This window comes from Methylobacterium litchii (assembly GCF_038442315.1).
Taxonomy (GTDB): domain Bacteria; phylum Pseudomonadota; class Alphaproteobacteria; order Rhizobiales; family Beijerinckiaceae; genus Methylobacterium; species Methylobacterium litchii.
Map to the genome: position 1 here is coordinate 195,666 of NZ_JBBXMY010000007.1, position 22,275 is coordinate 217,940.

Genomic DNA, 22,275 nt, shown 5'->3' on the forward strand with positions numbered 1-22,275 from the left:
CGCGGACATGGCCGCGGGACGTGGCGAGATAGCGGCAGGGGAGGAACCTGTCGCGTGAAACTTCGGACAGGTTCGGTTTCGGCGGTTATGTCGCTGGCGCGTCAGGCCACCTTGCGCGGCACCAGACGCTCGCTGCCGAGCGCGTCCTGCGCCCCGGAAATCCCCGCTTCCGTGTATTCGGCGTCCTCGTTGACCCGCCAGACATCGTGCAGGCGGGTGCCGGCGCGGATGTTCTCGACGGTCAGCATCGCCGTCATCATGGCGTGGTCCTGGTTGTTGTACTTGTGCATGCCGTTGCGGCCGACGAGGTGCAGGGTCGGGTAATCCCGCTGCAATTCCCGGCGCACGGTGGCGACGTGGGCTGAATAATCCTCGTCGTAGACCGGGTAGGCCTTCGGCTGGCGCACGACGCAGGCATCGACCACGTCGGCCGGGTCGATCAGGCCGATGCGGCTGATCTCGGCCTTGGCCAGGGCCACGAGATCCGCGTCCGAGGCGGTCCAGAGCCCGTCGCCCTCGAAGCAGAAATACTCGAGGCCGAGGCAGGTATGGGCCTCGTCCGGGATCATCTCCGGCGACCACGAGCGGAAGTTCTGCACGCGGCCGACCTTCACGGACGGGTCGTGGATGTAGATCCAGTTGTCGGGGAAGTTCCTGTCGGACTTGGCGATGAGCGCGACCGTAAGGAAATCGCGATAGGCGAGCGCCCGCGCGTTGAACGTGCTGAGCGGACGCGGGCGGATGGCGTTCACGAGGTCGCGGACCGGCGCCGACGAGATGACGTGCTTGGCGGTGAAGGTCTCGCGGCTGCCGTCGCCGCGCTTCGCGGACACGGTCCAGAGGCCGGTGCCCGTGTCGTAGGACAGCGAATCGACCCGGCGGTCGAGGAGCACCTTACCGCCCTGCGCCTGCGTTTTGGCGGCGGCGGCCTCCCACATCATGCCGGGACCGCGACGCGGATAGCGGAACGATTCGATCAGCGTCTTGATGACCGGGCCGCCGGCCTTCTGGCGCTTGCGCAGGCCGAGGGAGCGCTTCACCCCGTCGAGGATCGCCGCGCCGAGATCGAGCCCCTTGATGCGCTGCGCCGCCCAATCGGCCGAGATCGCATCGCAGGACATGCCCCACACCTTCTCAGTGTAGGTCTTGAAGAAGATCGAGAACAGGCGCTCGCCGAACTGGTTGCGCACCCATTCGTGGAAGTTCTTCGGCTCCTGCACCGGCCGCGCGCGGGCGTAGAGGTAGGAGGTGACGCAGGCCGCGCTCGTCGCGAGGCCGAGATTCTTCAGTGCCTCGAAGGCTTTGAGCGGATAGGCGTAGTACTTGCCGTTGTAATAGATCCGCGACAGGCGCGGGCGCTCGATGAAGTCGTTCGGAAGGATCTCGTCCCACAGGTCCACCACCGCCTTCGACTTCGAGAAGAAGCGGTGGCCGCCGATGTCGAACAGGTAGCCGTTATGCGAGACGGTGCGCGAGATGCCGCCGACCTGCGCGGGGTCGCTTTCCAGCACCGTCACCGCGTGGCCGTGCTTCGACAGCAGGTAGGAGGCCGTCAGACCCGCCGGCCCCGCGCCGATCACCAGCGTCTCGGTGTGATGACTCATCAGTCGCTCCGGCCCGGATCGATACATGTCAGCGCGCGTCCGCCCGATTCATGTCCGGGCAGGGTTAAGACTTCGCTGCCGCAAGGCCGCCAACATCAATGATCGGTGCATCTTCCTGCCGGAACAGACGCTTTGCCTGTGCGAACAGGGAGCCCGTCACGAGGATGCCGAGGATCGGCAGATCGAACACGATGAGGATGCGCGCCAACGGCATCAGCACCCACGCCGCCACCGTGAACGGCGCTGCGCCCGGCGCACGCCCAAGGACGAGGAGCGTCACGGCGGGCGCCGCGATGGCGAGGTCGTAGTGGGACACGTAAGGTTGCATCGCCAAAGCAGCGATGAGGATGACCGCCAGCGTACCCGGCTCGCCTGCGCCACGGCGGAGCGCCTTCGCGCCGAAGGCGAGCGCCGCCGCGCTCACGACCCCCTGGATCGCCCAGGCGACGTTGCCGGGCACGCCGGAGAAGCGCGCTGCGAAGTAAGCCGAAACCGAGGTTTCGATCATCTTGGCGTTGAACTCGGTGATGAACGCGCTGTGCACCGGCATCAGCACGGTGAGGAAGATCCTCCACACGTCGATGCCGAACACGGCCACCGAGAGCCCGACGAGGGCGAGCGTCGCGATGGCGCCCGCGACGAGGCAACGCCAGTACCCGTTGAGCAGGAGCATCAGCCCGATGGCGGCGGCGAATTGCGGCTTGATGGAAAGGAAAGCGAGGCAGAGCCCCGAGAGCACCGGGCGCGGCCCCGCCTGGGTGAGGGCCACCGTGGCGGCGAGCGCCAGGAAGCCGTCGAAATGTCCATACATCACCATCGCCACGGCGGGCGGCGAGAGGCACACCGCCAGCGCCGGGCCGAGGAGCGGCGCGCCGCGTAAGAGCATTCGCGTCGTCAGAGCGAGCGCGGCGAGGTTCAGGGCGGTCCAGAGAAACACGCCCGGCGCGAAGGGCATGAGCGCGAACGGCGCGAAGACGAGCATCGCGTGCGGCGGATAGACGAAGAGCAGGCCGGGATCGCGCGTGAGCCCGAAGATGGATTTGATCGCAGCGCCGTAGGCCGGCAGGTCGCCGAGCATCGCCTCCTGCCCCGCGAGCACGAGACGCGGGCCCATCCAAAAGTTCACGAAGTCGCGGCCGAGCGGCGCGCCGATCATCCATCCATGAATGTTCCAGGGCTGCATCGCGAGCCACGACAGCGCCGAGATGAACGCGCCGCCGACGAGGATCGCGATCTCCCGTCGCTGCAATGTCGGTGTGAACATCAGGTCGGCTCCGCGCGGGCACAACCCTAGGAAGCAACGGCTGACGATTGGTTAACCCAACAATGCTTCATCCTGAGGCGCGGCCCGGCGCCCCCTCCGGGCGGGGAGACGAGACGACGATGCCGGACCGAGCCTCGCCGGCCGAACTGCCCGCGCGGCGCATCACCCCGGCGGTCCTTCTCTGGCTGTTGGCGGTCTTCGGCTTCGCCACGATGATCGCGCCGGCCGATATCGGCATGGTCGTCCACCATCTGCGCGTGCCCGATCCCGACGACGCCATGCGCCTCGTGGAGGTGCGCGACCTCCTGAACGGACAGGGCTGGTTCGATCTCGTCCAGTACCGCTTCGGGCCGCCCGCCGGGATCGTCAGCCACTGGTCGCGGCTCGTGGATGCCCCGCTGGCCGGGCTGATTCTCCTTCTCACCCCCCTCACCGGCCAGGGCATGGCGGTCGGCCTCGCCGCCGCCTTCGGGCCGATCGCGCTGTTCGGCCTCTACGCCGTCGTGCTGATGCGCGGGACCGGGGCTACCTTCGGACACCGGGCCGGGCTGATCGCCCTCGTGGTCGCGACGCAGACCGTCGGCGTCACCGTGCAATTCTCCGCCGGGCGGGTCGATCACCACGGGCTGCAACTCACCATCATCCTCGCCATGGCGCTGGCGCTGATGCGGGGCGGTGGCCGGGCAGGGCTCGTTGCGGGGATGCTCGCCGCCGCCTCGATGGCGGTGGGGCTCGAAGGGCTGCCCTACGTGGCGGTGGGGGCGCTGTTCCTCTGCGGAGATTGGTGCTTGCGCGGGCGGGCGGCGCTGGCTGCGCTCGTCGGCTTCGGCCTCGGGCTCGGGCTGACGGCCCCGATCCTGTTCGGCGTGCAGACCGATCCGGCCCGCTGGGGCATCACCGCCTGCGATGCCCTGTCGCCGCCGTGGCTGATGCTCGCGGCAGGCGGGCTCGCCCTGACCCTGGCCTGCGCGGGCCTCGACCGGGTGCTGGCGCATCCCGCCGCGCGGTTCGCCGGGGTGGCCGGGCTCGGCCTCGTTGTGGTCGCGGGCTTCGCGGCTCTGTTTCCCGTCTGCCTCGCGGGGCCCTTCACCGGCATGACGGCCGTGGTGCGCGATCACTGGCTGCTGAAGGTCAATGAGATGACCAGCGCGGCGACGTTCATCGCCCGGGGCCAGTGGGAGGGGCTGGTCTTCTACCCCGTGCTGATCCTCGCGACGCTCGCCGCCACCTGCCTCGCGCGGCGCGGGCGAGAATGGGCGGTCGCCGCGATGCTGCTGTGGCCGGGGCTCGTCATGGGGCTGATGGAAGTCCGGGGCCTCTATGTCGCCAGCGGCCTTGTGCCCCTCGTGGCGGGAGGCTTCATAGACCGGGCGCTCGGCTCGCCCGGCTTCCGCTGGAAGAAACTGTCGGCGGTGACGGCCGCGGGCCTCGTCAGCACCGTCTGGATCGCGCCCGCCGTCCTCGGCGAGACGCTGCTGCCCTGGACGCGCACCGCCAAGGACCCCGAAGGCGCCAGGGTCTGCCTCACCGACACCGCCCTGCGGGATCTCGCGATCCTGCCGCGCGGCACGGTGCTGGCACCCGTTTTCATGGGGCCGTCGATCCTGCTGAACACAGCTCATTCCATAGTGGCCGCGCCCTATCACCGGGCGGTGCCGCAGATCGCCGCCTCCCTCGAAGGGCTCGGCGGCACCGAGGCGGATCTGCGCCGGGCGACGGCCTCGCAGGGCGCGACCTACCTCGTGACCTGCCCGACGCGGCCGGCGGACGACCTTCAGGCCGAGACCGCCTTCGCCACGCGGCTCACGCGCGGCGAGACGAGCGCGGCGTGGCTGCGCCCCGAGCCCTCGCAGGGACCACTGAAGATCTGGCGGGTGACGCCCTAGACCAGCCGCCGGTCGAGCCGGATGATCCGGCACGGCTCGCCTTCCTTCGCGGGCGGGGCATGCGGTGCGCGGACGAGCAACGCTTCCGAGCGGCCGAGCACGGCGAGCATGGACGAATCCTGCCGGTTCTCGGGGGTGGCGACGGGCAGTTGCCCCGCTTCCGATGTGAGGCCGGCGCGCATGTAGTCCGCGCGGCCATCGTTGGCCGGCAGGTCGCGCCCGAGCGTTGCCGGCTCGGTACGGTCGGCCCCCGCCTGCGGATCGCCCAGCATCGCCCGGATCGCCGGCACCACGAAGAGCAGCCCGCAGACGATGGACGAGACCGGGTTCCCCGGCAGGCCGATCACCAGCATGTCGCCGAGCCGGCCGTGCATCAGCGGCTTGCCCGGCCGCAGGGCCACCCGCCAGAAGCCGAGTTCGAGCCCTTCGCGGGCGAGCGCCGCCTGCACGAGGTCGTGGTCGCCCACCGAGGCGCCGCCGAGGGTGATGAGCAGATCGGCCTTCGCCTCGCGCGCCCGGCGGAAGGCGGCTTCGAGCGCCGCGTGATCGTCGGCGGCGATGCCGAGATCGATAGCCTCGGCACCGGCTTCCTCCGCGAGGGCAGCCAGCGCGAGGCTGTTCGAGGCGACGATCTGGTCCCAGGCCGGCGTCGCGCCGGGCTCGACCAACTCGTCCCCCGTGGCGAGGATCGCGACCCGCGGACGGCGGCGCACGTCGAGACGCGGATGCCCTGCCGCCGCCGCCAGGGCGAGGCGGCGCGCGTCGAGGGTCATGCCCTCAGCGAGGAGCACCTGCCCCGCCGCGAAATCGAGCCCTTCCCGGCGGATGAACCGGCCCTGCTCCACCGCCTCGCGGACGTGGACGGCGTCGCCCTCGGCGTCGGCATCCTCCTGGATCAGGATGGCGTCGGCGCCCTCCGGCACCGGGGCGCCGGTGAAGATCCGAACCGCCTCACCCGGTTGGAGCGTGCCCGAGAAGCCGTGGCCGGCGGCGCTGGTGCCGGCGAACGTGAGGCGCGCGCCGACCGCGCCCGCATCGGCGGCCCGCACGGCGTAGCCGTCCATGGCGGAGGCCGGGAACGGCGGCTGCGTGCGGGTGGACGCGACCGGCGCCGCGAGCACCCGGCCGGCGGCGCGGGCGAGGGGCACGCTCTCCGCCTCGACGGGCCGGGCGACACTGGCGAGGATGCGGGACAGCGCCTCGGCGACGGGGATCAAGCCGCTCATCGGCGTCGGCCTCACTCTGCTGCGTCTGCCCTGTAGGCGCCGGAGCGCCCGCCATCCTTGGCGAGGAGGCGGATGCCCTCGATGCGCATGCCGCGATCCACCGCCTTCACCATGTCGTAGACCGTGAGGCACGCGACCGAGACGGCGGTCAGCGCCTCCATCTCCACGCCGGTCGGCCCCTGCACCCGCACCTCGGCGGTGAGGCGCAGGCCGGGGAGGCTCGCATCCTCCTCGCACTCCACCCGCACCTTCGACAGGAGCAGCGGGTGGCAGAGCGGAATGAGTTCGTGCGTGCGCTTGGCCGCCATGATCCCGGCGAGCCGGGCGGTGCCGATCACGTCGCCCTTCTTGGCGTCGCCCTCGCGGATCAGCGCCAGGGTTCCCGGCAGCATCACCACGCACCCCTCCGCGCAGGCGGTGCGGGTGGTGGCGGGCTTGTCGGTGACATCGACCATGTTGGCCGCGCCGGACGCGTCGAGATGGGTGAGTCCTTCGCTCATGCCTTGGACTTCTTGCCCGTGTCCCCGAACAGCAGCGCGCGGGTCGCCTTGGTGACGTCGCCCTGGCGCATCAGGCTCTCGCCCACCAGTACCGTGTCGAGGCCGTGCTTCGCCAACGTCTCCACGTCGGCATGGCTGCCGATGCCGCTCTCGGCCACGGCGATGCGGTCGTCCGGGATGCCGGGCTTCAGCCGCAAGGCGTTGTCGAACGAGACCTCGAAGGTCTTCAGGTTGCGGTTGTTGACGCCGACGAGGGCGGTGCCGAGCGGCAGAGCGCGGGCCAGTTCGGCCTCGTCGTGCACCTCGGCGAGCACGTCCATCTTCAGGTCGTGCGCGGTCTCGACAAGCGCGGCGGCCTCGTCGTCATCGAGGCAGGCCATGATGACCAGGATGCAATCGGCCCCCCAGGCCCGCGCCTCGTAGACCTGATACGGCTCGAACATGAAGTCCTTGCGCAGCACCGGCAGGCGGCAGGCCGCCCGCGCGGCGATCAGGTAATCGGGCTTGCCCTGGAAGGACGGCTCGTCGGTGAGCACCGAGAGGCAGGTGGCGCCGCCCTTCTCGTAGGCCGCCGCGAGGGTGGCCGGATCGAAATCGGCGCGGATCAGCCCCTTCGAGGGCGAGGCCTTCTTCACCTCGGCGATGAGGGCGGTGCGCCCCTCCGCCCGGTGGGCGCGGATCGCCGCCGCGAAGCCACGCGGCGGGTCGGCCTGCGCGACCTTCTTCTCAAGCTTCGCCAGCGGCACGCGCAGCTTCGCCTCGGCGATTTCGCGGCGCTTGTACGCCTCGATCCGCGCGAGCACGTTCGGCCGCTCGGGCGCCTCGGCGGCGGGGTCGGGCGTGGCCTCTTGCGTCAGCGAGGTCATCGGCTCTCCTGCCCCTTCGAGCATTCTTGCGACACGCGCACCAGACGCGCGAGGGTGGCACGGCCCGCGCCGGTATCGATGGCATCCTGCGCCCGGGCGACCCCATCCGCCAGGGTCCGGGCGCTGGCCGCGACGACGAGGGTCGCGCCCGCGTTGACAACCGCGATATCGCGGTAGGCGTTTCGTTCGCCAGCGAGCACCGCTTCGAGGGCCTTGGCGTTGTGCGCCGGATCGCCGCCGCGCAGCTCCTCCGGGGCGCGCAGGGTCAGGCCGACATCGCGCGGATCGATGGTGAACCGCGTGATCCGGCCGTCCTCCAGCGCGACGACGCCGGTCGGGCCGGTGACGGTGATCTCATCGAGCCCGTCCGACCCGTGCACGGTCCAGACCCGCTCGCTGCCGAGTTCGGCCAATACCCGCGTCAGGGGCTCGGCGCGGGCGCCATCCGCGACGCCGAAGAGCTGGCGGGTGACGCCCGCCGGATTGCACAAGGGCCCGAGCAGGTTGAAGATCGTCCGCACCGGCAACTCGGCCCGCACCCCCGCCACGTGGCGCATCGCGCCGTGATGGGTCTGAGCGAACAGGAAGCACAGGCCGGCTTCCGCGAGGCAGCGCTCCTGCCCCGCCGGATCGAGCCCGAGCGCCACACCGAGCGCCGCGAGCACGTCGGCCGCGCCGGAGCGCGAGGTCGCGGCGCGGTTGCCATGCTTGGCCACCGGCACGCCGCAGGCTGCGACGAGGATGGCGGCGAGCGTCGAGACGTTGACGCTGCCCGAATGGTCGCCGCCCGTCCCCACGACATCGACCGCGCCGGCCGGCGCCGTCACGCGCACCATCCGCGCCCGCATCGCCTCGGCGGCGCCGACGATCTCCTCCACATCCTCGCCGCGCATCTTCAGGGCGGTGAGGAAGGCGGCGGATTGGACGGGCGTCACCTCCCCCGACAGAAGCAGGTCGAAGGCCGCACGCGCTTCGGCGCGCTCGAGGGGCTGGCCCCCGGCGACCTTGGCGAGAAGCGGTCTGAAGCTGTCCATCGGAATCGTCGCGAGAAGCGGGGCTGCCGGCGTCAATGCACGTCGGCGGCGGGCCTGTCACGCTGCGCGTTCCAGGCCCTGGCAAGATCGAGGAAGTTCTTCACGATCTCCGCGCCGTGCTGCGAGCGGATGCTCTCCGGATGGAACTGCACGCCGTGCACCGGCAGCGCCTCGTGCTGCAGGCCCATGATGAGCCCATCCGCCTCGGCGGTCACGGCGAGCGCCGAGGGGCAGGTCGCCCGGTCCACCACCAGGGAGTGGTAGCGCGTCGCCTCGAAACTGTCGTTGATGCCCCGGAACAGGCCGCTCGCCCCGTGGCGGATGGTCGAGACCTTGCCGTGAAGCGGGATCGGCGCGCGCACCACGTCACCGCCGAACGCCTGTCCGATGGCCTGCAGCCCGAGGCACACGCCGAAGATCGGGATCTCGCCCGCGAGGTCGCGCACCACGTCCAGGCAGATGCCGGCCTCGTTCGGGCTGCACGGGCCCGGCGAGAGCACCAGCGCGTCCGGCGCCTTCTCGCGGATGTCGGCCACCGACAGCGCATCGTTCCGCGCCACCTCGATCGTGTCGCAGAGCGGGCCGATCAGATGGACGAGGTTGAAGGTAAAGCTGTCGTAATTGTCGATGACGAGGACTTTGGACATGGCGCGGATCCGAACCCTGGCGCGGTGTGGCGCGTCGGGGCGGGCGGGTCAATGGCGCGCTATTGCCCGCGCCGCGCCTGCGCCGCGAAGCGCACCGCCTCTTCCGCCGCGCGGAACAACGCCTTCGCCTTGTTGACGCATTCCTGCTGCTCGGACGCCGGGTCGGAATCGTAGACGATGCCCGCGCCCGCCTGGACGTGCATCCGCCCGCCCTTCACAACGGCGGTGCGGAGCACGATGCAGGTGTCCATCTCGCCGCCCGCGCCGAAATAGCCGATGCAGCCGGCGTAGGGCCCGCGCTTCTGCTTCTCCAGCTCGTCGATGATCTCCATGGCCCGTACCTTCGGCGCGCCGGAGACGGTACCCGCCGGAAAGCCGGCGGTGAGCGCGTCCAGGGGATCGTGCCGCGTGTCGAGGTCGCCCTCGACGTTCGACACGATGTGCATCACCTGGCTGTAGCGCTCGATGAAGAACTGATCGGTGACGCGCACGCTGCCGATCCGCGAGACGCGCCCGGCATCGTTGCGGCCGAGATCGAGCAGCATCAGGTGCTCGGCCCGCTCCTTGGGATCGGCGAGCAGTTCCTCCGCAAGCGCCCGGTCCTCGGCCGGGGTCGCGCCCCGGCGGCGGGTGCCGGCGATGGGCCGGATCGTCACGACGCCCTCGCGCACCCGCACGAGAATTTCCGGCGACGAGCAGACGATCTGGAAGGTGTCGAAATCGAGGTAGCAGAGGAACGGCGCCGGGTTCGTGCGGCGGAGCGAGCGGTAGAGCGCGAAGGCCGGCAGCGTGAACGGCGCCTCGAAGCGCTGCGACAGCACCACTTGGAAGACATCGCCCGCGACGATGTACTCTTTCGCCCGCGCGACCATCGCGGCGAACTCCTCGGGCGTGGTGTTCGAAACCGGCTCGGGCGCGGCGACCGTCGCGAGATCGATCCGCGCCTCGATGGGCAGCGGGCTTTCCAGGGCGGCCGCGACGCCGTCGATCCGCGCGAGAGCGGCCTCGTAGGCGGCACGGGCAGAGGTTCCCTCGGCCGGGCGAACGGGCGTCACGACGGTGATGACGTCGCGGATCGAGTCGAACACGACCATCAGGCGCGGGCGCATCAGGATCGCGTCCGGCACCCCGAGCGGATCCGGGTTCGGGGCCGGCAGGCGCTCCATGGCGCGCACCATGTCGTAGCCGAGATAGCCGAACAGCCCCGCCGCCATCGGCGGCAGGTCGCGGTCCTCGTCGGCGCCGATGGCGCTCTCGGCGATCAGCCCGCGCAGGCTCGCGAGGGGATGACGCTCATCGGGTTCGAACGCGGTGAGATCGGGTTGGCGCGCAAGGGAGGCTTCGCCGTCGCGGCAGCGCCAGATCAGATCGGGGTCGAGCCCGATCATCGAGTAGCGCCCGCGCACCGCCCCGCCCTCGACCGATTCGAGCAGGAAGGCGGGCCCGGCATGCCGGGCGCGGAGCTTCATGAACGCCGCGACCGGGGTTTCGAGATCGGCCACCAGGGCGATCTCGATCAGGCTCGGACGCCCGGCCTCGTAGGCGACCCGGAAGGCGTCGAAATCGGGCAGGTCCGACATCAGTACTCGCCGCCGAAGACCTTGCGGAGCGCCGCCTGATCGACCTTCACACCAGCGTTCTTCTGCACGTCCGTGATGTACTGGGAGAGCACGTCGTCCGCGATGGCCGACTGGAAGTTCTGCGTGACGGTCCTGTCGCTGGGGCTGTCGGCCACGAAGGCCGGCATCGTCGCCGACGTCACCTTGAACACGGCACGCGAATCGCCCGACGCCGCACTGCCGGACTTACCCACCGGCGTCGCGAAGATCAGGTTCACCACGTCGGCGGTGAGCATGTCCTTCGGCTGGTTGCGCGCGAGGTCCGACGTCTCCTGCGGATTCACGCCGACTTCCTTGGCCGCGTCCTCGATGCTCATGCCCTTGTCGAGCTTCTCGACCAGTTCGCGGCCCTTGGCCTGGAGGCGCTTGGCGGTTTCGGCCTGCATCCAGCCGGCCTTCACCGCGTCCTTCACCTCGTCGAACGGCTTGTCGTGGGCGCCGTCGATCTTGGTGACGTCGTACCAGATGTAGCCGCCGCTCTTCGTGCGCAGGGGCTCGTTGTCGCCGCCGATCTCGGCGCGGAACACCGCCGGCAGGGTCGTGTCCGCATCGGGGATGGTGCCGATGCGGGTGCCGTCCGGCGCCTTGCCCTGGCCGTCCACCGCCTGCACCGCCACGAGGTTGAGCTTGCGCTCGGCGGCGATGTCGGCGAGCGACTTGGCGCTGGCGCGCTGGTCCTCGATGGCGTCGCGGATGTCCTCGATCTTGTCCTTCGCCCGCTGCAGGGCGAGGGACTTGCGGATCTCGCCCAAGACCTCCTCGAACGGCTTCACCGTGCCGGGCTCGATCTTGGTGACGCGCAGCAACACCTGACCGAACTGGCCCTTCACCGGCTGGCTCACGCCGCCCTCGGGCAGGCTGAACGCCGCCTCCGCCACGGTCTTGTCGAACAATTCGTCGCGAGAGAGCGTTCCCAGGGTCAGTTCGTTGCCGCTGGTGCCGCGTGCCTCGGCGACCTGATCGAAGGTCTTAGCGCCCTCCTCGATCTCCTTGCGCGCCGCCTCGGCCGAGGCCGCGTCGGGGAAGACGATCTGCTGGATGGTGCGCTTCTCGGGGCTGCCGTAGCGGCTCTTGTTGAGGTCGTAGGCCTTACGCGCGTCCTCGTCCGAGACTGGCTCGGACTGCGCCACCGTCTCGGGATCGACCACGAGGAAGTTCACCGTGCGGTACTCGGAGGCGCGGAACTTGTCCTTGTTGCCCTCGTACCAGGTCTTCAGCTCCTCGTCGGTCGGGGCCGGGATCTGGCCGGCATCGGAGGGCTGCAGGAACAGGAAGGACACCGCTCGCCGCTCGGTCGTGTAGCGATGCACCGACTCGCGGAGGGCCGTCGGCACGCTGATCCCGCCGGAAACCGCCTCGGCCAACTGGATGCGGGCGATCACCGAGCGCTGCTCGTTGACGAAGCGCTGCTCGTTCAGGCCGGCGCGTTGAAGGGTTTGGTAGAAAAGCTGAGGGTCGAACTGGCCCTGCGCGGTCTGGAACGACTTCTCCTCGTGGATCGCCCGCAGCACGGCGCTGTCGGGCACGGCGAGGCCGAGGTCGCGGGTCTTCTGGTCGAGGGCTGCCTCGGTGATGAGCTGCGACATCACCTGCCGGTCGAGGCCGAGCGCCCGCGCCTGCTCGGGCGAGAGGGCGCGCTTCAATTGCACCTGATAGCGCTCGAGCTGGTTCTGGTAGGCCTGCCGAACCTGCTCGGACGAGATCTTGGTGTTGCCCACCGTGGCGACGGAGCTCGTCCCGCCGCCGCGGATCAGATCCTCGACGCCGTAGATGCCGATGCCGAACATCAGCAGCGAGAAGATGATCGCCAAAACGATCTTGCCGAGCCAGTGCTCGGTGGCGGCGCGGATGCCCTGCAGCATGGTGTGTCTTGGAAACGCCGGTCTGGAAAATGCTTCGTCGCGGCTCGCGATAGACCATTCGCGCGGTGAAACAAAGGCTCGCTCGCGTCACCATCCCCGCGCGCCGCGTGGGGAAAGGGCTCGCGCGCGGTTTGCGCGCCTAAGCTTGCTCTGGTACGGCCGCCGGATCACGCAGCGGTGAGGAGTGGGGCGGGGAATGACGCAGGGCGGGCGGCGGCCCCTGGTCGCTGGCAACTGGAAGATGAACGGCACGCGGTCCTCGATCGCGGTGGTGGAACAGATTCGCGACGGCCTGTCGCCCGATCTGTGCTCCCGGATCGACGTGTTGATCTGCCCGCCCTCGACCCTGATCGGGTCCTGCGTGGCGGCGGCCTACGGGTCCAACATCGCCATCGGCGGCCAGAACCTGCACGCCCGCGAGAGCGGCGCCTTCACCGGCTCGATCTCGGCCGAGATGCTGGCCGACCTCGGGGCGAAATACGTGATCGTCGGCCATTCCGAGCGGCGCGCCTACCACCACGAGACCGATGACGGCGTCCACGCCAAGGCGCTCGGCGCCCGCCGCGCCGGGCTCTGCGGCATCATCTGCGTCGGCGAGACCATCGAGGAGCGCGAGCAGGGCCGCGCCCTGGACATCGTGCGCGCGCAGTTGGCCATCGGCCTGCCCAAGGGCGCGACATCGGCCGACACGGTGATCGCCTACGAGCCCGTCTGGGCCATCGGCAGCGGGCGCACGCCCACGCCGAAGGACATCGCCGAGGTCCACGCTTCGCTCCGCGACATGCTCGACAAGCTGGCCGGCGAGGAAGCGCACAAGATCCGCATCCTCTACGGCGGCTCGGTGAAGCCCGGCAACGCCCGCGAAATCCTCTCCGTCGAGAACGTCGACGGCGCTTTGGTCGGCGGTGCGAGCCTCGTGGCGGACGATTTCCTGGGGATCTGCAAAGCCTACGCCTGAGACGAATCCGGGGCGCCACGCCCCGGGCTTCGCATGGGTGTCACACTGACTTGGTCTTGAGGGCGGGAGAGTCCCGTCCGAAAGCGCCCCATGTCCGAGGATCTGAGTTCCGCCCATCCCGCCCTGGTGGAGATGATCCGCCGGGAGATCCTCGACAGCTACGACGAGGAACTTGAGCAGGATCTCGAGGAATCCCGCCTGGACGCCCTCGGCCCGGCCGAAAGCCACGGGGCGCTCGACAGGCGCTTCTACTTCCGCGAACTCCTGCGCCTTCAGCACGAACTGGTCCGGCTGCAGGATTGGGTCCAGCACCACAAGCTGCGCGTCGTCGTCATCTTCGAGGGGCGCGATTCGGCCGGCAAGGGCGGCGTCATCAAGCGCATCACCCAGCGGCTGAACCCGCGCGTGTGCCGCGTGGCGGCGCTGCCCGCGCCGAACGAGCGCGAGCGGACGCAATGGTACTTCCAACGCTACGCTGCGCATCTGCCGGCGGCGGGTGAGATCGTGCTGTTCGACCGCTCCTGGTACAACCGGGCCGGCGTCGAGCGTGTGATGGGCTTCTGCACCGAGGCCGACGTGGAGGAGTTCTTCCGCTCGGTGCCGGAGTTCGAGCGCATGCTGGTGCGCTCCGGTATCGTCCTGTTGAAATATTGGTTCTCGATCACCGACGAGGAGCAGGCCCTGCGCTTCACCATGCGGATCACCGATCCGCTGAAGCAGTGGAAGCTCTCGCCGATGGACGTCGAATCGCGGCGGCGCTGGGAGGATTACACCCGCGCCAAGGAGGACATGCTGGCCCGCACCCACATCCCCGAGGCGCCCTGGTGGGTCGTCGAGGCGGTGGACAAGAAGCGGGCGCGGCTCAACTGCATCAGCCACCTCCTCGGCCAGATCCCCTACGGCGAGGTGGAGCACCCGCCGGTCCATCTGCCGGCGCGGGTGCGGCACGCCGATTACCTCCGCGCGCCGATCCCGCCCGAGATGCACGTGCCGGATCGCTACTGAGACGCGACGCGGGCGTGGTTGGCGCTGGCGCCCGCATAGTGTAAGGCCCGGTGCTTCTCGATGGAGCGGCGCCGGACGCCGCCCCGCGCCCCTGCCTAGACCGCACCCGGTCGGCGTGGGCGAGTGAACCGGATCCCCGATGCAGACCGTCCTGATCGTCGTCCACCTTCTTATCGTCCTCTCGCTCATCGGCGTCGTGCTGTTGCAGCGGTCCGAGGGCGGCCTTGGCCTCGGCGGGGGCGGCGGGGGCGGCGGGGGCGGCGTCGGCGGGTTCATGACCGGCCGCGGCCAGGCCAACGCGCTGACGCGGGCCACCGCGATTCTCGCAGCCATGTTCTTCGTCACCAGCATGACCCTCGCGGTCATGTCGCACGGGACGGCGGCGCCGAAGTCGATCCTCGACACGGGCGCCCCGGCCGTGCCCGGCGCTCCGGCCGCCAAGGCTCCGGCGGGGGCGGACAACCTCCTCGACACGCTGCGCAGGGCGGAGGACCGGGCGCCCGAGCAGGCGCCCGCCTCGCCAGCGCCGGAATCCGGTGTCCCGACCGCGCCGCAGTCGCGCTGACGTCTTGCGCGGGTCGTTCACGGCCCGCGTCTCGCCCGAGTTTCGCACGGATACGCCCGCGGGTTCCGAACCCGCGGCCGTTTCGCGTTTCATCCCCAGCCACCGCCGGTCTGCGACGGTTCTCCGTTTGGCAAACGCGGCTGCCTTCTTTATGGATCGAGGCCCATGACGCGGTACGTTTTCATCACCGGCGGCGTGGTCTCCTCCCTCGGTAAGGGGCTCGCCTCGGCGGCATTGGCCGCGGTGCTTCAGGCCCGCGGCTACCGGGTGCGGATGCGCAAGCTCGACCCCTACCTGAACGTCGATCCGGGCACGATGAGCCCGACGCAGCACGGCGAGGTCTTCGTCACCGACGACGGCGCCGAGACCGACCTCGACCTCGGGCATTACGAGCGCTTCACCGGCGTGCCGGCTTCGCGGGCCGACAACATCACCACCGGCCGCATCTATCAGGACATCATCGCCAAGGAGCGGCGGGGCGACTATCTCGGCGCCACGATCCAGGTGATCCCGCACGTCACCAACGCCATCAAGGACTTCGTCCTCGAAGGGAACGATGCGTTCGACTTCGTGCTGGTCGAGATCGGCGGCACGGTGGGCGACATCGAGGGCCTGCCCTTCTTCGAGGCGATCCGCCAGCTCGGCCAGGAACTGCCGCGCGGCACCACCGCCTTCGTGCACCTGACGCTGCTGCCCTACATCCCCAGCGCGGGCGAACTGAAGACTAAGCCGACGCAGCACTCCGTGAAGGAGTTGCGCTCCATCGGCATCCAGCCCGACATCCTGCTCTGCCGCTGCGACCGACCGATCCCGGTGGAGGAGCGGCGCAAGCTCGCCCTGTTCTGCAACGTGCGCGAGACGGCGGTGATCGAGGCGCGCGACGTGGCCTCGATCTACGAGGTTCCCCTCTCCTACCGCACCGCCGGGCTCGACCGGGAAGTGCTCGGCCATTTCGGCCTGGAGCACGGCGACGAGCCGGATCTTGCCCGGTGGCGGACCATCGCTGAGCGGGTGCGCAACCCGGAGGGCGAGGTCTCCATCGCCATCGTCGGCAAGTACACGGGGCTGAAGGACGCCTACAAGTCGCTGATCGAGGCCCTGACCCATGGCGGCATCAACCACCGGGTGAAGGTGAACCTGCAGTGGATCGAGGCCGAGGTGTTCGAGCGTGAGGACCCGGCCCCGTTCCTCGAAGGGCTCAACGGCATCCTCGTGCCGGGCGGGTTCGGCCAGCGCGGCGCCGAGGGCAAGATCCGCGCGGCCCGCTACGCCCGCGAAAAGAAGATTCCCTATCTCGGCATCTGCTTCGGCATGCAGATGGCGGTGATCGAGGCGGCGCGCTCGCTCGCCGGCATTCCGCAGGCGAACTCCACCGAGTTCGGCGAGACCGCCGAGCCGGTGGTCGGCCTGTTGACCGAGTGGCTGCGCGGCAACGAGTTGGAACGCCGCCGGGCGGAGGGCGATCTCGGCGGCACGATGCGGCTCGGCGCCTACGAGGCACATCTCAACCCCGAATCGAAGATCGCGCAGATCTACGGCTCGGAGCGTATCTCCGAGCGCCACCGCCACCGCTACGAGGTCAACATGGCCTATCGCGAGCGGCTGGAGGCCAAGGGCCTGCGCTTCTCCGGCCTCTCGCCGGACGGGCTGCTGCCGGAAACGGTGGAGCATGTCGGCCACCCGTGGTTCATCGGCGTGCAGTTCCACCCGGAGCTGAAGTCCCGGCCGTTCGATCCGCACCCGCTGTTCAAGGGCTTCGTCGGCGCGGCCATCGAGCAGAGCCGCCTCGTGTGATGGATCGGTCGCGCTGCGTGATCCTGCCGCCGTCCTTCGCTGAGGGACGGCGCAGCCCTATCTTACGCTGACCGTGACAGAGATCCTGTTCTACCACCTCCAGCACCAGCCCCTCGAACGGGTGCTGCCGACCCTCGTCGAGCGGTCGCTGGAACGCGGCTGGCAGGCGGCCATCCAGGCGGCGAGCGAGGAACGGCTGTCTGCCCTCGACGACCAGCTCTGGACCTATGCCGACGAGAGCTTCCTGCCGCATGGCACGGACCGCGAGCCGGATGCGGCGAGCCAGCCCGTCGTGCTGACCCTCAAGGACGCGAACCCGAACGCGGCCTCGATCCGCTTCCTCGTGGAAGGCGCCGACCTCCCGGCGGATGCCGGCGCGTATGCCCGCATCTGCATCCTGTTCGACGGCACCGATCAGGAGGCGCTTCTGCGCGCCCGGGAGCAGTGGAAGCAGGCCAAGGAGGCGGGCCACACGGTCGCCTATTGGCAGCAGGACGAATCCGGCCGCTGGAACAAGAAGGCGTGACGCCCTCCATGACGATGCACAGAGCCGGCCGCCTCGCGGGCGCCCTCCTCCTGACCCTCGCCCTGCCCCTGCCGCTCGCGGCGCAGGAGGCCCATCAGGGCCCGCCGCCCCGCGCGCAATCCTCCGGCCCCGAAGGCCGGCGCCTGCCGGCCGATTCGGTCACGAGCCAGAGCCTCACCCTCCCGGACGGACGCAAGCTGGACTTCACCGCCACCGCCGGCAGCCTGCCCATCGTGGACGAGAGCGGGAAGCTTCAGGCCGAGATCGGCTTCATCGCCTTCACCCGCCCCGCCGAAGGGGGCCGCGAGCGGCCCGTCACCTTCGCCATCAATGGCGGCCCCGGCGCGTCGTCGGCCTATCTCAACCTCGGCGCCATCGGGCCGTGGCGCCTCCCGCTCGGCAAGGACAGCATCAGCCCGTCGCAGGGCGTCTCCGTCGTGCCGAACGACGGGACGTGGCTCGATTTCACCGACCTCGTCTTCATCGACCCCATCGGCACCGGCTACAGCCGCGCCACCGATGGCGATCCGAAGAAGTACTGGTCGGTCGATTCGGACGCGTCGATCCTCTCGGCGGTGATCGCCCGCTACCTGCGGGTCAACAACCGCATGGCGAGTCCGAAATTCTACGTCGGCGAAAGCTACGGCGGTTTCCGGGGGCCGCTCATCGCCGCCAAGTTGCAGGAAGAGATCGGCGTCGGGCTGTCGGGCATGGTGCTGCTCTCGCCGGTCCTCGATTTCGCGTCGCTCGAACGGCCGCGCACCGATCCCTGGGGCTTCGTGCTGCGCCTGCCCTCCCTGGCGGCGACGGCGCAGGAACGCGGCGGCAAGGACCCGAGTTCGGCCTCCCTCGCTGACGCCGAGGCTTACGCCACGGGCGCCTATTTCGCCGACCTGCTGAAAGGGCCGGGCGACACGCAGGCCGTCGACCGGATGGCCGACCGGCTCGCACCCCTCACCGGGCTCGACCGCGAGTTCCTGCGCCGACAGGCGGGCCGTCCCTCGGGGCGGGGCGTGCAGCGCGAATACGGCCGCGACAACGGCCGGGTGACGAGCCTCTACGACACCGGCATCACCGGCTGGGACCCGGAGCCCGATTCGCTCTCGTCCCGTTTCGAGGATCCGCAACTCACGGCGATGCACGCGCCGCTCACCAGCGCGATGCTCGACCTCTACGCCCGGACACTGAAATGGCCGGTGCCGAACATGCGCTACGAGTTGCTGAACGGTGCGGTGAACAGCGGCTGGAATTGGGGTTCGCGTCGGCAGGCGCCGGAGGCCCTGACGGCCCTGAAGGGTGCGCTGGCGCTGGACGGCAAATTCCGCGTGCTCGTGGTCCACGGCGCGACCGATCTGGTGACGCCCTACTTCGCGTCGAAGCTGCAGATCGCGCAGGTGCCCCCCTACGGCGGCGGCCGGCTCAACCTATCCGTCTATCCCGGCGGGCACATGTTCTACGGGCGGGATGCCTCGCGGGCGGCCTTCCACAAGGATGCCGCCGCGCTCTACGGCGCGGCGCTGAAGGACCGCTAGGCCCGCGCCGGGACGAGCAGCGCGACGATCCCGAGCAGCCAGCCGCCCATCAGGGCGAAGCCGCCGCTCGGGGCGGCCATCGGGAACAGAGCGTGGCCTGCCAACGCGCGCAGGCTGAGATCGCCGCAGAACAGGCAGAGCCCCACGGCAAGCAACGCGGCCGCGATGCGGGCGAGCGGGGCCCGCACCAGCCCTGCCGCGCCCAAGGCCACGAGGGCGAGGATGGCGGGGGCGTGGAACAGCAGGAACTGCGCGGCGGTCTTCAGCGAATCGGCACCGGGGATATGAGTTGCGGCCGCGCTCGCCGCGACGCCGAGGAGGCCGCAGAGGCAGGCGAAGGCGCCGAGCGCGCGGTCCGGCGGCGCCAGCCTCACTGGCCGCGCTCGGCGAGCAGCCGGGCCACCGCCGCCCGCAGGTCGGCCACGCCGTAATCGTCGCAGCTGGAGGTCAGGATCACCTCGGGATAGGCGGCGGGGCGCTTGGCCAGGGCCTCGCGGATACCGGCGAGGCGGGCCTCCATCTGGCTCTTTTTGAGGGCGTCGGCCTTGGTCAGCACGACCTGATAGCTCACCGCCGCCTTGTCGAGCCCGTCGAGCACATCCGTGTCGATGCTCTTCAGCCCATGGCGGGAATCGATCAGCACGAAGACCCGCGCGAGGTTGGCGCGGCCCTTCAGGTAGGAATGGATGAGGTTCGTCCAGGCCTCGACCTTGGCCTTCTCGACGGCCGCGTAGCCGTAGCCCGGCATGTCCACCAGGGACAGGCGGTCGCCGATCCGGAAGAAGTTCAATTGCTGCGTGCGGCCCGGCGTGTGCGAGACGCGCGCCAGGGTGTTGCGCCCGGTCAAGGCGTTGATGAGGCTCGACTTGCCGACATTCGAGCGCCCGGCGAAGGCGATCTCGAGGCTTTCCATCGGCGGCAGCCGGTCGAGGGTCTGCGCGGCGGCGTAGAAGTCGGCGCTGCCGGCGAACAGCAGACGGCCGGCCTCGGTGAGGCCGGCCGTCTCGTCGTCTGTCGTATCGGGTGTGGTCACGTCAGCCCTTGGTCGGCGCCGTCTTGGCCGGTGTCTTGGAGCCTCGCTTGAACGTACCGCGCAGGTTGTCCCACAGCTCCACCTTCACGCCGTTGCGGCGCATGATGACGTATTGCTGCAGCACCGACAGCGAGTTGTTCCACGCCCAGTAGATCACCAGTCCGGCGGGGAACGAGCCGAGCATGAAGGTGAAGATGATCGGCATGAAGGTGAAGATCTGCGCCTGGACCGGGTCCGGCGGCGCGGGGTTCATCTTCATCTGCACGAACATCGTGATGCCCATGATGATCGGCCACACGCCCAGGTGGATCGGGATGTATTCCGGGGGCGTGAAGGGCAGCAGGCCGAACAGGTTTACGATGCTCGTCGGATCCGGCGCCGCGAGGTCGTGAATCCAGCCGAAGAACGGCGCGTGCCGCATCTCGATGGTGATGAACAGCACCTTGTAAAGCGCGAAGAAGACGGGGATCTGGATCAGCACCGGCCAGCAGCCGGCGACCGGATTGATCTTCTCCTTCTTGTACAGCTCCATCATCGCCTGTTGCTGCTTGACCTTGTCGTCCTTGTACCGCTCCCGGATGGAGGTCATCTCCGGCTGGACGGCCTTCATCTTGGCCATCGAGACGTAGGAGCGGTTGGCGATCGGCAGGAACAGCAGCTTCAGGCCGAGGGTCACGATCAGGATCGAGACACCGAAATTGCCGAACAGGCGGTAGATGAAGTCGAGCGCCCGGAACATCGGCTGGGTGATGAACCAGAACCAGCCCCAATCGATCATCAGATCGAAGTGCCGGAGACCGAACTCCTTCTGGTAGCCATTGATGACGTTGACCTCCTTGGCGCCCGCAAACAGGCGCTGGGTGGTCGTGGCCGAAGCTCCGGCGGCGAGGTTCACCGCGTCGCCACGGGCGCTGGCCTGATAGACGTTGGTCGCGCCGTCGGTGCGGTCGGTGAAGGCGCCGGTATAGGGCGCGTTCTGCTCGGGGATGACGGCCGCCGCCCAGTACTTGTCGGTGATGCCGAGGAAGCCGCCGGTGACGTTGCTGAACGCCTTGCCCTTGGTGTTGGCGCCGCCATAGGCACCTTCCTTGGCGAGCTTGTCGTAGGTGATCTCCTGCAGGCCGTCGTCGCCGAGATAGCCGATCATGCCCTCGTGCAGGACGTAATAGCCCTGGGTGTGCGGCTTACCCCAGCGAGAGACGAGGCTGTACGGATAGAGCGTGACCGCCCCCGACCCCTTGTTCTCGACCGAGTCGCGGACGGTGAACATGTACTTGTCGTCGACCGCGACGATGCGCTTGAACGTCAGGCCCTCGCCGTTGTCCCAGGTCAGGGTCACGGGCATGCCCGGGGAGAGCGTCTTGCCGTCGGAGGTCCACACCGTCTCGCTGTTCGGCAGCTTGGCGTTGGCGCCGACCCAGCCGAACTCGGCGTAATAGGGCGTCTCGGTCCCGGCCGGCGAGAACAGGACGATCTCGGGGCTCTTGGGGTCGATGGTCTCGTGGTAGTTCTTCAGCGCCACATCGTCGATGCGGGCGCCCTTCAGGTTGATGGACCCGGAAATGGCCGGGGTCTCGATCTTCACGCGAGGAGCGCGGGCGAGCGCCGCCTCACGGCTGACCGGGCCGCCGGGAGGCGTCGGCGCGGTGCCGGGGGCCGGGGCGGCCGGGCCGCCCTCCTTCGGCGAGGGCGAGGGCACGCCGTCCGGCGTCACGCCCGGCGGCTGGGTCTGCGCCTGCGCCGCCTTGTTCTGGGCCTCGATCTGGCGCTGCTGCTCGAGGCGCGGCCCGGCCACGAAGTACTGCCAACCAAGCAGCACCAGCAGCGACAGGCCGATGGCCACGAACATGTTGGTCTTGTCATTGCCCATTGGGGACACCAAGGCCTTTGTTCGGGGAGGCGGGCGGCGCCGGAGGGCGCTTTCCGCGTCGGGATGAAGGGGGATTCGGCCTGCCGCCGGATTCCGGCTTGCCGGCGCGGGCCACCGCGGGAATCGCTTTGCGGAGATCGTCAGCGAGGGCCGCGAAATCCGCATGGAGCGCGGGGCGGCGAGCGACGAGCACGATGTCGGCGGTGCGACCGGCGAGGTCGGCGGGCAAGCCGGCGGCGACCTCGGCAACGACGGCACGAAGCCGCCGCTTGATGCGGTTGCGCTCGGTCGCGTGACCGACGCGCTTGGTGACGGTGAAGCCGAGGCGCAGGCCACCGGCTTCCTCAGCGCGCAGGATGCCCTGCGCCGTCATCCGTTCGGTATGAAAACGGCGGCCCGCGGCAGCGGCCAGAAAGTCGGGCCGCTTCTTGAGCCGTTCGATCGTCGCCATCGACCGTTCGATCCCGGCTTCAGTGCCCCGGAA

Annotated in this window: 20 protein-coding genes; 7 read left to right on the plus strand and 13 right to left on the minus strand. The window is 69.6% G+C overall.

Features of this window, described 5'->3' with window-relative positions; genetic code table 11:
• Nucleotides 1–101 precede the first annotated feature (101 nt).
• Both AAHF99_RS14960 and AAHF99_RS14965 read right to left on the minus strand, forming a co-directional pair.
• Nucleotides 102–1,604, minus strand: a complete 1,503-nt coding sequence (locus tag AAHF99_RS14960) for an NAD(P)/FAD-dependent oxidoreductase (protein WP_342165190.1) — start codon at nucleotides 1,602–1,604, stop codon at nucleotides 102–104.
• A 64-nt stretch (nucleotides 1,605–1,668) separates the two neighbouring features.
• Nucleotides 1,669–2,868: a glycosyltransferase family 87 protein gene (locus AAHF99_RS14965; RefSeq protein ID WP_342165191.1), complete on the minus strand. Its 1,200-nt coding sequence runs from the start codon at nucleotides 2,866–2,868 to the stop codon at nucleotides 1,669–1,671.
• Nucleotides 2,869–2,987: 119 nt separating this feature from the next.
• On the opposite strand from AAHF99_RS14965, the gene AAHF99_RS14970 reads away from it, so the two are divergent.
• Complete coding sequence (locus tag AAHF99_RS14970) at nucleotides 2,988–4,754, plus strand: hypothetical protein (protein WP_342165192.1); 1,767 nt, start codon at nucleotides 2,988–2,990, stop codon at nucleotides 4,752–4,754.
• On the opposite strand, the gene AAHF99_RS14975 is transcribed toward AAHF99_RS14970, so the two are convergent.
• The 7 genes from AAHF99_RS14975 to AAHF99_RS15005 are packed head-to-tail and all read right to left on the minus strand — an operon-like array spanning nucleotide 4,751 to nucleotide 12,508.
• On the minus strand, nucleotides 4,751–5,980 hold the full coding sequence (locus AAHF99_RS14975; RefSeq protein ID WP_342165194.1) for a molybdopterin molybdotransferase MoeA: 1,230 nt from the start codon (nucleotides 5,978–5,980) through the stop codon (nucleotides 4,751–4,753). The two genes, AAHF99_RS14970 and AAHF99_RS14975, sit on opposite strands and share 4 nt — an antisense overlap.
• Before the next feature lie 11 nt (nucleotides 5,981–5,991).
• Nucleotides 5,992–6,480: a cyclic pyranopterin monophosphate synthase MoaC gene (gene moaC, locus AAHF99_RS14980; RefSeq protein WP_342165195.1), complete on the minus strand. Its 489-nt coding sequence runs from the start codon at nucleotides 6,478–6,480 to the stop codon at nucleotides 5,992–5,994.
• On the minus strand, nucleotides 6,477–7,346 hold the full coding sequence (gene trpC, locus AAHF99_RS14985) for an indole-3-glycerol phosphate synthase TrpC (protein WP_342165197.1): 870 nt from the start codon (nucleotides 7,344–7,346) through the stop codon (nucleotides 6,477–6,479). The genes moaC and trpC overlap by 4 nt, the downstream gene beginning before the upstream one ends.
• Complete coding sequence (gene trpD, locus AAHF99_RS14990; RefSeq protein ID WP_342165198.1) at nucleotides 7,343–8,380, minus strand: anthranilate phosphoribosyltransferase; 1,038 nt, start codon at nucleotides 8,378–8,380, stop codon at nucleotides 7,343–7,345. Before trpD ends, trpC begins: the two co-directional genes overlap by 4 nt.
• Before the next feature lie 32 nt (nucleotides 8,381–8,412).
• Nucleotides 8,413–9,027, minus strand: coding sequence for an anthranilate synthase component II (locus AAHF99_RS14995; RefSeq protein WP_342165199.1), 615 nt, complete (start codon nucleotides 9,025–9,027; stop codon nucleotides 8,413–8,415).
• Nucleotides 9,028–9,086: 59 nt separating this feature from the next.
• Nucleotides 9,087–10,607, minus strand: a complete 1,521-nt coding sequence (trpE, locus tag AAHF99_RS15000; RefSeq protein WP_342165200.1) for an anthranilate synthase component I — start codon at nucleotides 10,605–10,607, stop codon at nucleotides 9,087–9,089.
• Nucleotides 10,607–12,508 (minus strand): peptidyl-prolyl cis-trans isomerase, encoded by a 1,902-nt coding sequence (locus tag AAHF99_RS15005; RefSeq protein WP_342165202.1) that lies wholly within the window; start codon nucleotides 12,506–12,508, stop codon nucleotides 10,607–10,609. The genes trpE and AAHF99_RS15005 overlap by 1 nt, the downstream gene beginning before the upstream one ends.
• Before the next feature lie 196 nt (nucleotides 12,509–12,704).
• On the opposite strand from AAHF99_RS15005, the gene tpiA reads away from it, so the two are divergent.
• The 6 genes from tpiA to AAHF99_RS15035 all read left to right on the plus strand — a co-directional run bounded on the left by tpiA (nucleotide 12,705) and on the right by AAHF99_RS15035 (nucleotide 18,888).
• Nucleotides 12,705–13,466, plus strand: coding sequence for a triose-phosphate isomerase (gene tpiA, locus AAHF99_RS15010; protein WP_243955348.1), 762 nt, complete (start codon nucleotides 12,705–12,707; stop codon nucleotides 13,464–13,466).
• 90 nt (nucleotides 13,467–13,556) lie between these two features.
• Nucleotides 13,557–14,471 (plus strand): polyphosphate kinase 2, encoded by a 915-nt coding sequence (ppk2, locus tag AAHF99_RS15015; protein WP_342165203.1) that lies wholly within the window; start codon nucleotides 13,557–13,559, stop codon nucleotides 14,469–14,471.
• Between the two features lie 139 nt (nucleotides 14,472–14,610).
• On the plus strand, nucleotides 14,611–15,036 hold the full coding sequence (gene secG, locus AAHF99_RS15020; RefSeq protein WP_342165205.1) for a preprotein translocase subunit SecG: 426 nt from the start codon (nucleotides 14,611–14,613) through the stop codon (nucleotides 15,034–15,036).
• Between the two features lie 165 nt (nucleotides 15,037–15,201).
• Entirely contained in the window at nucleotides 15,202–16,830 is a 1,629-nt protein-coding gene (locus tag AAHF99_RS15025; RefSeq protein ID WP_342165206.1) for a CTP synthase, read from the plus strand.
• A 73-nt stretch (nucleotides 16,831–16,903) separates the two neighbouring features.
• Nucleotides 16,904–17,356, plus strand: coding sequence for a DNA polymerase III subunit chi (locus AAHF99_RS15030; protein WP_342165207.1), 453 nt, complete (start codon nucleotides 16,904–16,906; stop codon nucleotides 17,354–17,356).
• A gap of 14 nt (nucleotides 17,357–17,370) precedes the next feature.
• Complete coding sequence (locus AAHF99_RS15035; RefSeq protein ID WP_342165276.1) at nucleotides 17,371–18,888, plus strand: S10 family peptidase; 1,518 nt, start codon at nucleotides 17,371–17,373, stop codon at nucleotides 18,886–18,888.
• Here the strand turns inward: AAHF99_RS15035 and AAHF99_RS15040 are convergent.
• Genes AAHF99_RS15040 through rnpA form a run of 4 tightly spaced genes read right to left on the minus strand, consistent with a single transcriptional unit; the run spans nucleotide 18,885 to nucleotide 22,242 of the window.
• A complete protein-coding gene (locus AAHF99_RS15040) occupies nucleotides 18,885–19,262 on the minus strand; it encodes a DUF423 domain-containing protein (RefSeq protein WP_412759889.1) in 378 nt (125 codons plus the stop codon). The genes AAHF99_RS15035 and AAHF99_RS15040 overlap by 4 nt on opposite strands.
• Nucleotides 19,259–19,921, minus strand: a complete 663-nt coding sequence (yihA, locus tag AAHF99_RS15045; protein ID WP_342165208.1) for a ribosome biogenesis GTP-binding protein YihA/YsxC — start codon at nucleotides 19,919–19,921, stop codon at nucleotides 19,259–19,261. The genes AAHF99_RS15040 and yihA overlap by 4 nt, the downstream gene beginning before the upstream one ends.
• Nucleotide 19,922: 1 nt before the next feature.
• Entirely contained in the window at nucleotides 19,923–21,791 is a 1,869-nt protein-coding gene (gene yidC / locus AAHF99_RS15050) for a membrane protein insertase YidC (protein ID WP_342165209.1), read from the minus strand.
• On the minus strand, nucleotides 21,781–22,242 hold the full coding sequence (gene rnpA, locus AAHF99_RS15055) for a ribonuclease P protein component (RefSeq protein ID WP_342165210.1): 462 nt from the start codon (nucleotides 22,240–22,242) through the stop codon (nucleotides 21,781–21,783). Before rnpA ends, yidC begins: the two co-directional genes overlap by 11 nt.
• Nucleotides 22,243–22,275 lie beyond the last annotated feature (33 nt).

Bases quoted from the DNA above. Each gene is read 5' to 3' on its own strand.
- trpE (WP_342165200.1), bottom strand. From the start codon at position 10,607: ATGTCGGACCTGCCCGATTTCGACGCCTTCCGGGTCGCCTACGAGGCC.
- AAHF99_RS14975 (WP_342165194.1), bottom strand. From the start codon at position 5,980: ATGAGCGGCTTGATCCCCGTCGCCGAGGCGCTGTCCCGCATCCTCGCC.
- moaC (WP_342165195.1), bottom strand. From the start codon at position 6,480: ATGAGCGAAGGACTCACCCATCTCGACGCGTCCGGCGCGGCCAACATG.
- rnpA (WP_342165210.1), bottom strand. From the start codon at position 22,242: ATGGCGACGATCGAACGGCTCAAGAAGCGGCCCGACTTTCTGGCCGCT.
- trpC (WP_342165197.1), bottom strand. From the start codon at position 7,346: ATGACCTCGCTGACGCAAGAGGCCACGCCCGACCCCGCCGCCGAGGCG.
- trpD (WP_342165198.1), bottom strand. From the start codon at position 8,380: ATGGACAGCTTCAGACCGCTTCTCGCCAAGGTCGCCGGGGGCCAGCCC.
- AAHF99_RS14965 (WP_342165191.1), bottom strand. From the start codon at position 2,868: ATGTTCACACCGACATTGCAGCGACGGGAGATCGCGATCCTCGTCGGC.
- AAHF99_RS15035 (WP_342165276.1), top strand. From the start codon at position 17,371: ATGCACAGAGCCGGCCGCCTCGCGGGCGCCCTCCTCCTGACCCTCGCC.
- AAHF99_RS14995 (WP_342165199.1), bottom strand. From the start codon at position 9,027: ATGTCCAAAGTCCTCGTCATCGACAATTACGACAGCTTTACCTTCAAC.
- ppk2 (WP_342165203.1), top strand. From the start codon at position 13,557: ATGTCCGAGGATCTGAGTTCCGCCCATCCCGCCCTGGTGGAGATGATC.
- secG (WP_342165205.1), top strand. From the start codon at position 14,611: ATGCAGACCGTCCTGATCGTCGTCCACCTTCTTATCGTCCTCTCGCTC.
- AAHF99_RS14970 (WP_342165192.1), top strand. From the start codon at position 2,988: ATGCCGGACCGAGCCTCGCCGGCCGAACTGCCCGCGCGGCGCATCACC.
- tpiA (WP_243955348.1), top strand. From the start codon at position 12,705: ATGACGCAGGGCGGGCGGCGGCCCCTGGTCGCTGGCAACTGGAAGATG.
- AAHF99_RS14960 (WP_342165190.1), bottom strand. From the start codon at position 1,604: ATGAGTCATCACACCGAGACGCTGGTGATCGGCGCGGGGCCGGCGGGT.
- AAHF99_RS15005 (WP_342165202.1), bottom strand. From the start codon at position 12,508: ATGCTGCAGGGCATCCGCGCCGCCACCGAGCACTGGCTCGGCAAGATC.
- AAHF99_RS15025 (WP_342165206.1), top strand. From the start codon at position 15,202: ATGACGCGGTACGTTTTCATCACCGGCGGCGTGGTCTCCTCCCTCGGT.
- yidC (WP_342165209.1), bottom strand. From the start codon at position 21,791: ATGGGCAATGACAAGACCAACATGTTCGTGGCCATCGGCCTGTCGCTG.